This is a genomic window from Ensifer adhaerens (assembly GCF_001270265.1).
Classification (GTDB): domain Bacteria; phylum Pseudomonadota; class Alphaproteobacteria; order Rhizobiales; family Rhizobiaceae; genus Ensifer; species Ensifer adhaerens_B.
In genome coordinates this window covers 999,944-1,009,122 of sequence record NZ_LGAP01000001.1, presented here as the reverse complement: position 1 = coordinate 1,009,122, position 9,179 = coordinate 999,944, and the positions used below count along the sequence as shown (strand labels likewise).

The window sequence follows — 9,179 nt, the reverse complement described above, 5'->3', positions numbered from 1 at the left end:
TGGGTGGAGCGAGCTGTTTCAGCGAGTGCGGAGCGGGCGAGGCACGGGCGGCGGCGGGCGGGGGGGGGCAGGTCCTCGACGGCGGGCAGGCTTTCAAGCACCCGACGGGCCGGCAGGATGGCGATGGCTTCGGTGCCTTCGCGCAGCTTTGAGCGCAGGATGAACTCGCCATTGTGCTTGGCAAGGATCGCCTGCACGATCGGCAGGCCGAGGCCGGTGCCCTGTTCGGCGCTCTTGATGGCAATGGAGCCCTGACCGAAGGCGGAAAGCACGATCGGGATTTCCTCCTCGGGAATGCCCGGGCCATTGTCCTTGATCGAGAGATATTGGCCGCCGCCGGCCGTCCAGCCCACCTTGACCGTGATTTCGCCGCTGGAACTGGTGAACTTCACCGCATTCGACAACAGGTTGAGGATGACCTGGCGCATGGCCTTTTCATCGACCCAGACGGCGGGCATGCCCTGCTCGAATTGCGCATGGATGCTAATCGACTTGGCACGGGCACGAAGCTGGACCATGCCGATGCAATCGTCGGCGATATCGACGAGGTTGACGGATTCTTCGTTGAGGTCGTAGCGGCCTGCCTCAATGCGCGAGAGGTCGAGGATCTCGTTGATCAGGTTGAGGAGATGTTCGCCCGAGCGGTGGATATCGCTGGTATATTCCTTGTAGGTCGGATTGTTGAGCGGCCCGAGAACCTCGGTCGACATGACCTCGGAGAAGCCGAGAATGGCGTTGAGCGGCGTGCGCAGCTCGTGTGACATCGAGGCGAGGAACCGCGACTTGGCAAGGTTTGCTTCCTCCGCGCGCCTGCGGGCTTCGTCCGACATGGATTTTGCCACTTCGAGCTCGGCGATCAGATCGTCCTTCTCCGATTGCATCGAAAGAATATGCACATTAGCGCGGTTCATGCGGTCGGTCATGAAGACGAGGAACAGCAGAGACAGCGAGATTACGCCGGTCAGGCCGACATGAACCGGATCGCCCGTGGTCAGGGAGGAAAAGGCGAGGGCGGCGACGACGGGCAAGAAGGTGTAGAGCAGGGCGTTGCGCAGCAGGAAGGTGCCCATGGCGGTGGCGGCCAGTGCGATCAGCAGGCCAGCACCTTCAAATAGGCCATAGCGGATCTCGCCGCAGGTGGCGCAGTCCTGCGTCACGAACGTCGCCCAGCAAAGGCCCATCAGCAACTGGCCGATCAGGAAGCGGCGGCGCCACACCGGCACCTTGTCCGCAGCCATGTCTTCTTTGCGCGCCTTTCGCGCCAGGAAGACGGTGACGGCGTGGGCCGAAAGCGTCATGACAGCCCAGACGACGATGCTCAAATTGCCGGAGAGGTAGATGCCGACGGCGGTGATGAATGCAACCAGCAGCGGCATGGCGATGGCGCCATGCAATGCGGAACCGATATAGAGATTGAGCATTTCGCGTTCGAAGCCGGAGGGGGCTGACGAACCGGTTTGCAGCCGTTCGCGCGTCGCGCGCACTGTCTTCGAAACAGCCTTGTTTCGATGGCTTCGCGACTTGTCGACAATGATCTTATCTGTCGATGTGCTGACGGCGATACTCATGCTCTTATATGCAAAGGTTACAGCTGGTTGCAGTCTAGTGAGCAATCCTTAAGAAGTTGCTGCCTGACATGAAGGATTCGACAACCATTGTGGCGCGATCGTGATTTGCGGTTTCAATGGGCGTTGCAAAGCGGACGGGGCGCAGCAAATTGAGATCGGGCAGATCCAGATATCGGTTCACGGGCGGCAGAAGGGGTGCTGAGGGTGGCGCCCCTGCCGGGCGCATGGGAACCATCGGTGGCTGGATCTTCTTTCTGATCCTCTGCGCCGGCGCCTATGTCGCCTCGCAGCTACCGCCGCCGGAGCGGACCGTGACGGGCGAGCTCTCCGGGATGGCGATCGCGAGCGACGGCGACAGCCTGCGCCTTGATGGTCGGCGCATACGCCTCGAAGGCATCGACGCGCCCGAGATCGGCCAGACCTGCGAGCGCGATGGCGCGCAGTGGGATTGCGGGGCCGACGCTCGCCAGCGGTTGAGGGCGATGGTTTCGGGCGCCGCGACGCGTTGTCGGCTGCACGGGCGCGATAAATATGGCCGTGATCTCGGTACGTGCGAAACCAATGGGCGAGACATCGGACGGGAAATGGTCGCGACCGGCTATGCCGTCAGCTACGGCCGCTATCAGAAAGAGGAAGCATCGGCGGAAAGGCAGAACGTCGGGCTCTGGGGCGGCGATTTTACCCGGCCACAAGCCTGGCGTCGCACCAACGGCCATGCCGACGAGGCGCCGCATGTCGTCGACAGTTGGCTCAATGCCATCCGCCTTTGGCTGTTCGAGCAGATCTCGGCGCTGTTTGCGAGGATTGGCGATGCATGAGGAGCGGGATGATCTCGGAGAGCTTCGTGCCGCTATCGCGGCCTGTCGCATCTGTCGCGATCAGCCGGCGCGCGGGCCGGAAGACCGGCTGCCGCACGAGCCGCGGCCGGTGGCGGTCATTTCCACATCCGCGCGGGTGCTGATTGCCGGACAGGCGCCGGGCCTGCGGGTGCACGAAAGCGGATTGCCGTTCAACGACGCTTCCGGCGACCGGCTGCGGCAGTGGCTCGCGATCGATCGGGAAACCTTCTACAACAGGGACAAGTTGGCGATCGTGCCGATGGGGTTCTGCTTTCCCGGTTACGACGCCCATGGCAGCGACCTGCCGCCGCGCCGCGAATGCGCGCCTTTCTGGCGGATGAGGGTAATGGAGGCGATGCCGCAGGTCGAGCTGGTGCTGGCGATCGGCCACTATGCGCAGCGCTGGCATATCGGGCCGGACTGTCCGAAATCGATGACCGAAACGGTTGCCGGTTGGCGGCGCTACGCGTTGCGCAATGCCGTGCCTGCGATCCTGCCGTTGCCGCATCCGAGCTGGCGTAATACCGGCTGGCTGAAGCGCAATCCCTGGTTCGAGGCCGATGTTTTACCGTTTTTGCGTGAGCGGCTCAGCCTGTTGATTTCCTGAAAAATTATTCTTTATCTTTGCCGATTTCGCGCTATAGAAAGAAAAATAATTCGAGAGGGACATTTATGGATCGTCTAGACCGCAAAATCCTGCGCCTCTTGCAGGAGGATTCCACCTTGGCCGTTGCCGACCTCGCCAAGAAGGTGGGCCTGTCGACCACGCCTTGCTGGCGGCGCATCCAGAAGATGGAAGAGGATGGTGTCATCCGCCGCCGGGTGGCGTTGCTCGACCCGGTCAAGATCAACACCAAGGTGACCGTGTTCGTGTCGATCCGCACCAACACGCACTCGATCGAATGGCTGCGGCGCTTCTCGGAAGTGGTCGGCGAGTTCCCAGAAGTCGTCGAGTTCTATCGCATGAGCGGCGACGTCGACTATCTGCTGCGGGTCGTCGTTCCTGACATTGCTGCCTATGACGCGTTCTACAAGCGACTGATCGCCAAGATCGAGATCCGCGACGTCTCCTCCGCCTTCGCCATGGAGCAGATCAAGTACACGACCGAGCTTCCGCTCGACTACATGATGATCGACCAGGCGAAATCCAGCGAGGATTGAGCCTGACAGATGGGCGGCAGTAAACGCCGCCCCATTGACCTGATTCTTCTCAGAATGTGTTGCGACCGTCGCTTCTTGGATCATTGTGCACCCGATGCGGCATGTAAAGATCGGCGCGAGCCGTTCGTCTCCACAGTCGCGCTGGACGCTCTGGATCAATCTCAATGTTGGCGACAGCAATAGCGGGAGCGCCGTCGGACGGGCATTGTACGACCCATTGACCATGCGGCGCGGCTATTCCCGAGGGAACGGTGACGCTTTGCGGCGCATGGGCGGAATAGCTGATCCAATAGGTGTTGCTCGCAGCATGCCCCAGCGCTTCGGCCGCGAAAGATGGTGCGGCGGAAGGGGTCTCGCCTGTTGTCGAGAACAGAACGCAATCGACATCCAGTCCTTCATATTCGGTGAATATTTCAGGATAGTGCGTTTCCATCCCCAGCGCGCAGCCGAAACGGATGCCACCAACCTCAAATGTCACCGGGATATTCCCCGGCGAGTACATGAAGGAGATCTTCGTGTTCGATAGCATCCGCTCATCGTAGCGCGTCACCAGTTCTCCGCGATCGGAGACGACATAGAGGCAATTATGCGGGCGGTGCGGTGAGCTAAGTTGATGGACCGAGCCGAACACCGTCCATATCTCAAGCTCTCGAGCCAGCTTGCTGGTTGCGTCCAGCTCCTCGCGCAGAACTGTCCATTCGAACCGGTTCCAATCGGCAAGCCCGATTTCTCTGGGGCCGGTTTCAGACATGATGCGCTTGTTGGGCGAGCACGTCGCTCCCTCCGGGAAATGGATAAGCTGCGCTCCTGCTCCGTGTGCGTCACGCATCAGGCGGCGCATCTCCATTCCACTGGCTTGAAGTCCGGAAATATCGCGAGGATCGTTGAAAAGCGACGTCTGCGCGACTGCCAACCGAACCGATTTGGCAGCGGGATGGTCAGGGGGTGTTTGCCTGATGTGTCTTAGAGCTGATGTATAGGACTCGCCTGTTTTGGCTGCGCGAGCGCGGACACGACGCTTGAGATTGGCATTTTTGGTCATTGTCGGGGCCTTTCACGTCGCAGGCTCAGTTCCCCAGCAACCACGCCCGAGACGGTCGGACCAAGACAAGAAACCCGAGACGGAAGTCCCTTTGCCTCCGATTAAGACCATGCTGGGGACGGTCCTGGGAGGTTAGGCGCAGGTCACGCCACGGAAAGGATGGCGCCGCCATTATGATTCGTCAACGTGTCGAAAGCGCCGATCCGCTTCAGGATTGCGCGCGATCCGTGCCGGCGTCGGTGAGACCGAGTTTTGCCAAGACCTTGTCGCTCGTCAGTTCCCGCAGGGCGTCCTTGCCGATCCATCTTGCTGTGCGATCGAAACTTCCGGCGAGCTTTTCGGCAAGCGCCAGCGCCGGGCCGTGACAGGCAGCGCTACGTTTGCCGATCTGGCGCAGCGCCCAGTTAACCGCCTTCTTGACGAAGTTGCGCTCGTCTCCGGCGTGGCGCTCGATCAGCAGAAGCCAGGCAAGCAGGCTTGCGTCCGGCTCCTTCTTCAGATGCACGGCGGCGGTCGCGATCATCGCAAAGGCGATGCGGCGAACGAATTCACGCGGGTCTGCCGCAAATTCCGGGATCAGGATCTGTTCGAACCGGGCGGTCACGAAGAGGTCGGCGACGGTGTCGACCACCTCCCAGGAATTGCAATCCGCAGCCCAGCGTCTTGCCTCGTCGAGCGTCAATGCCTTCGGGTCTGCGGTGAAGGCAGCGAGAATGCGTGCCTCGCGGATATCGGACCGCCAGAGCTCAAGCGCACGGGCATGGTCGATCTTTACCAACCGCGCGATCCGGTGGAGCTCGACATTCGAGAGCCCAACGGCCGTCTCGGTGACGATACCGAAACGCGCCATGCCGGCAAGGTTCTCCTGCGAGCGCTGCGCCCGCAGGTGCGCGATGATGTCACTGGGACTCGAGGTCGGCGAGAGCGTCATTTCTCCAGCCGGGCGAGCAGGGAAGACGTATCCCAGCGGTTTCCACCCATGGCCTGGACATCGCCATAGAACTGGTCGACGAGCGCGGTCACCGGCAGCTTGGCGCCGTTGCGGCGGGCTTCCGCCAGTACGATGTCGAGATCCTTGCGCATCCAGTCGACGGCAAAGCCGAAATCATACTTGCCGGCATTCATCGTCTTGTGGCGGTTCTCCATCTGCCAGGAGCCGGCGGCACCCTTGGAGATGACGTCGACGACCTTCTCGATGTCGAGGCCGGCCTTCTTGCCGAAGTGAATGCCTTCGGCGAGGCCCTGGACGAGACCCGCGATGCAGATCTGGTTGATCATCTTGGTGATCTGGCCGGCACCCGCCGGACCCATCAGCCCCACCATGCGGGCAAAGGCCTCGATCACCGGCTTGGCGCGCTCGAAGGCGGGCTCGTCGCCGCCGCACATCACCGTCAGCACGCCGTTATCGGCGCCAGCCTGGCCGCCGGACACGGGCGCGTCGACGAAATGGGCACCGCGGGCGCGGGCCGCCTCATAAAGCTCGCGTGCGACTTCGGCAGAGGCCGTGGTGTTGTCGATGAAGATGGCATCGGCCTTCAGCTTTTCGAAGGCGCCGTCCTTGCCTGTCGTGACCGAGCGCAGGTCGTCGTCATTGCCGACGCAGGCGAAGACGAATTCGGCGCCATCGGCGGCTTCGGCCGGCGTCTTAACCGCCCGTCCACCGAACTCGGCAGCCCATTTTTCGGCCTTGGCGAAGGTGCGGTTATAGACCGTCAGCTCGTGTCCGCCACGTACCCTAAGGTGCCCGGCCATAGGGTAACCCATGACGCCGAGACCGATGAATGCGACCTTTGCCATTTCCGAAACACTCCCAATTGCTTTTGGTGAGGTTTAGCCGATGGCGCCGGTGCGCGAAAGGGGCGACGGACCAGGTGAAGCCTGCTCCGTCGCCTGTCTTGTCTGATTAAGGCTTGAAGCGGGCGATCAAGAGGTGGCCGGCGATCGGTTCGCCTTCTTCCATCCGGACGGTGATGTCGCCGACTTCGATCACTTCGAAGCCGGTCGCCGCCAGACGTTCGCGCAGGTAGGCCTCTGCATGGGCAAAGCGCTGGTGCGGGCCGACCATGAAGGGGCGACCGGCAAAGGTCTCGGCCGGCAGCGTTTCGCTGGAAAAGATGAAAAGGCCGCCGGGCACGAGATTGTCGACGGCGCCGAAGAACAGTGCCTCGAGCGCGCCCATGTAAGGCAGCACGTCGGTTGCGACGATCAGGTCGAAGGGCTCGTCGTCGTTGTCGTCGAGAAAGTCCACCGCTTCGGCGACATAGAGGGTCTCGTAGAGATCCTTCTCATGGGCGATTTCGACCATGTTTTCGGAGAGGTCGATGCCGGTGATGTCGTCCGCCATGTCGCGCAGCGCACCGCCGGTCAGACCCGTGCCGCAGCCAAGGTCGAGCACGCGGTTGAACGGACCGAGCTCAAGCGCCTGCAGACGCTGGCGCACGAGCAGAGGAACGCAGTAACCAAGCTGCTCGACGAGCACGTTGTCGAACACGTCTGCGTGCTGGTCGAAAAGGGTGGCGACATAGGCGTCCGGCGCCTTCACAGGCGTTTCGCCGCGTCCCATCGAGGCGAGCCGCACCGCGGCGCCGCCGTGATCCTCGGGATCGAGCGCCAGCACTTCGGCATAGGCATCGGCCGCGGCATCGAAGTTGCCGGATTTTTCCAGGGAAAGGGCGCGGTTGTAGGCTTCCGCCAGCGCTTCCTCGTCGATTTTCGTGGTGTTCTGGGTCATGCGCGCTTCTTACGTCCGAAGGCCGCTTTTGGCAATGCGCCGCGAGCCGCAGCCGACCGGGATCCTCGCGTTATCAGGGTGCGGAGCGGAAAAAGCGACGTGAGCCGGCGAGCACGGGATTTATCCGGGCAAGGAAAGGGTTCATGATCGCAACAACAAGAAAAGACGGAGGAAATGCCGATGGCCGCCGAACTCAGTCCGCTGCTGGCGGGCACGGAAATCAAGGAGCCGAAGGGCCCGCCGCTGCCACAGACCTCGCAGGAGCAGATCAACGCAGTCGTACACTATTATCGCGGCGAAATGGGGCGGATGGCGGGCTGGCGGGACCGCATCGACCGCACGTCCAACTGGGCGATCACCGTGGTTGCGGCGCTCTTGTCGGTGTCATTGTCGACGCCTTCCTCCCATCACGGCGTGTTGCTGTTTGCCATTTTGCTGATCACGCTGCTTCTCCTGATCGAGGCGCGGCGCTACCGCTTCTTAGATGTCTATCGCGCCCGGGTGCGCCAACTTGAGCGGGGTTATTTCGCACAGATCCTGGCACCGGACGGGGCGCCGAACCTCAACTGGGCGGTGGCGATCGCCAAGAGCCTGCGCAAGCCGGCATTCCTGATGAGCTACCGTGAAGCCTTGTGCCGCCGGCTGCAGCGCAATTATTGCTGGATGTACCTGATCCTGCTGCTCGCCTGGGCGCTCAAGATCTCGTCGCCGAAGATGTCGACCAATGGCGAGCCCTTCGGGCACGTGCGCTCCTGGACCGATGTCGCGGAGAATGCTGCGCTCGGCCCGTTGCCGGGCTGGCCTGTCATCCTGGTGGTCGTGCTGTTCTACGCCGTCGTGCTCTACGGCTCGCTGCACAAGGAACCGGGTGAGGGCGAACTGGCTCATGGCGAGGTCCACGTCTGACACGCATACCCCGCAAGGATGTGTGCATTTGTGGCTGTGTTCAGAATTTGTCATTTGAGATTGCCGCGGCCGACTGCTTCTATCCCGGCAAAGAAAAACCGAACAGGAGCAGCACTATGGCTGGCGAAAAAGTAGCGGTGATCACGGCGGGCGGTTCCGGCATGGGGGCGGTCGCGGCGCGGCGCATGGCGGCCGAAGGGTATCGCGTGGCGATCCTGTCATCGTCGGGCAAGGGCGAGGCGCTGGCCAAGGAACTCGGCGGTCTCGGCGTCACCGGCTCGAACCAGTCCAACGACGACCTGAAGCGTCTGGTGGACAAGGCCTATGACACCTGGGGGCGTGTCGACGCGCTGATCAATTCGGCCGGCCACGGCCCGCGCGCGCCGGTGCTGGAGCTGACCGACGAGGATTGGCACAAGGGCATGGAGGTCTATTTCCTCAACGCAGTTCGTCCGGCACGATTGGTGACGCCGATCATGCGCGAGCAGAAGTCGGGCAGTATCGTCAATATCTCGACCTATGCGGCCTTCGAGCCCGATCCGCTGTTTCCGACATCGGGCGTCTTCCGTTCGGGGCTTGCCGCTTTCACCAAGCTGTTCTCGGATCAGTACGCCGCCGAGAACATCCGCATGAACAACGTGCTTCCCGGTTTCATCGACAGCCTGCCGGAGACGGAAGAGCGGCGCAATCGCATTCCGATGAAGCGCTACGGCACGTCGGAGGAGGTGGCGGAACTGATCGCGCTTCTGGCGACCGACCGCGGTGCCTACATCACCGGCCAGAACATCCGCATTGACGGCGGCATTACCCGGTCGGTCTGATTGCGTCGGTCCACGCAGCGCCGTGCGTCGCGTGTGACAGGCTAAGGACGCTGTAGCACTTTAACCTGGCTGCATGATTTCCCTGCCGGATCGAATCCGGTTTAAGGCATC

The 9,179-nt window shown here is 62.0% G+C and carries 10 protein-coding genes; 5 read left to right on the top strand and 5 right to left on the bottom strand.

Annotated features, from left to right (window positions below):
* Positions 1 to 1,568: sensor histidine kinase (locus AC244_RS04810; RefSeq protein WP_063934067.1), on the bottom strand; the 1,568-nt coding region annotated here is incomplete at its 3' end.
* Positions 1,569 to 1,792: 224 nt separating this feature from the next.
* Between AC244_RS04810 and AC244_RS04805 the strand changes: the two genes are divergently transcribed.
* The 3 genes from AC244_RS04805 to AC244_RS04795 all read left to right on the top strand — a co-directional run bounded on the left by AC244_RS04805 (position 1,793) and on the right by AC244_RS04795 (position 3,568).
* Positions 1,793 to 2,386, top strand: a complete 594-nt coding sequence (locus tag AC244_RS04805) for a thermonuclease family protein (protein WP_053247603.1) — start codon at positions 1,793 to 1,795, stop codon at positions 2,384 to 2,386.
* The gene (locus tag AC244_RS04800) at positions 2,379 to 3,014 is read left to right on the top strand and encodes a uracil-DNA glycosylase family protein (protein ID WP_053247602.1); all 636 of its coding nucleotides are present in this window, start codon (positions 2,379 to 2,381) and stop codon (positions 3,012 to 3,014) included. Before AC244_RS04805 ends, AC244_RS04800 begins: the two co-directional genes overlap by 8 nt.
* A gap of 65 nt (positions 3,015 to 3,079) precedes the next feature.
* A complete protein-coding gene (locus AC244_RS04795) occupies positions 3,080 to 3,568 on the top strand; it encodes an Lrp/AsnC family transcriptional regulator (RefSeq protein ID WP_025427268.1) in 489 nt (162 codons plus the stop codon).
* 49 nt (positions 3,569 to 3,617) lie between these two features.
* On the opposite strand, the gene AC244_RS04790 is transcribed toward AC244_RS04795, so the two are convergent.
* The 4 genes from AC244_RS04790 to AC244_RS04775 form a co-directional block, all read right to left on the bottom strand.
* The gene (locus AC244_RS04790; protein ID WP_053247601.1) at positions 3,618 to 4,610 is read right to left on the bottom strand and encodes a carbon-nitrogen hydrolase family protein; all 993 of its coding nucleotides are present in this window, start codon (positions 4,608 to 4,610) and stop codon (positions 3,618 to 3,620) included.
* Between the two features lie 208 nt (positions 4,611 to 4,818).
* Entirely contained in the window at positions 4,819 to 5,541 is a 723-nt protein-coding gene (locus AC244_RS04785; RefSeq protein WP_053247600.1) for a DNA alkylation repair protein, read from the bottom strand.
* Positions 5,538 to 6,407 carry an NAD(P)-dependent oxidoreductase gene (locus AC244_RS04780; protein WP_053247599.1) on the bottom strand — a complete coding sequence of 290 codons (870 nt, stop codon included), beginning with the start codon at positions 6,405 to 6,407 and terminating at the stop codon, positions 5,538 to 5,540. The genes AC244_RS04785 and AC244_RS04780 overlap by 4 nt, the downstream gene beginning before the upstream one ends.
* Before the next feature lie 106 nt (positions 6,408 to 6,513).
* Positions 6,514 to 7,341, bottom strand: a complete 828-nt coding sequence (locus AC244_RS04775) for a class I SAM-dependent DNA methyltransferase (RefSeq protein WP_053247598.1) — start codon at positions 7,339 to 7,341, stop codon at positions 6,514 to 6,516.
* Positions 7,342 to 7,521: 180 nt separating this feature from the next.
* Between AC244_RS04775 and AC244_RS04770 the strand changes: the two genes are divergently transcribed.
* Positions 7,522 to 8,247, top strand: a complete 726-nt coding sequence (locus AC244_RS04770) for a DUF2270 domain-containing protein (RefSeq protein ID WP_053247597.1) — start codon at positions 7,522 to 7,524, stop codon at positions 8,245 to 8,247.
* 116 nt (positions 8,248 to 8,363) lie between these two features.
* Complete coding sequence (locus AC244_RS04765) at positions 8,364 to 9,068, top strand: SDR family oxidoreductase (RefSeq protein WP_053247596.1); 705 nt, start codon at positions 8,364 to 8,366, stop codon at positions 9,066 to 9,068.
* The last annotated feature ends 111 nt before the right edge of the window (positions 9,069 to 9,179 follow it).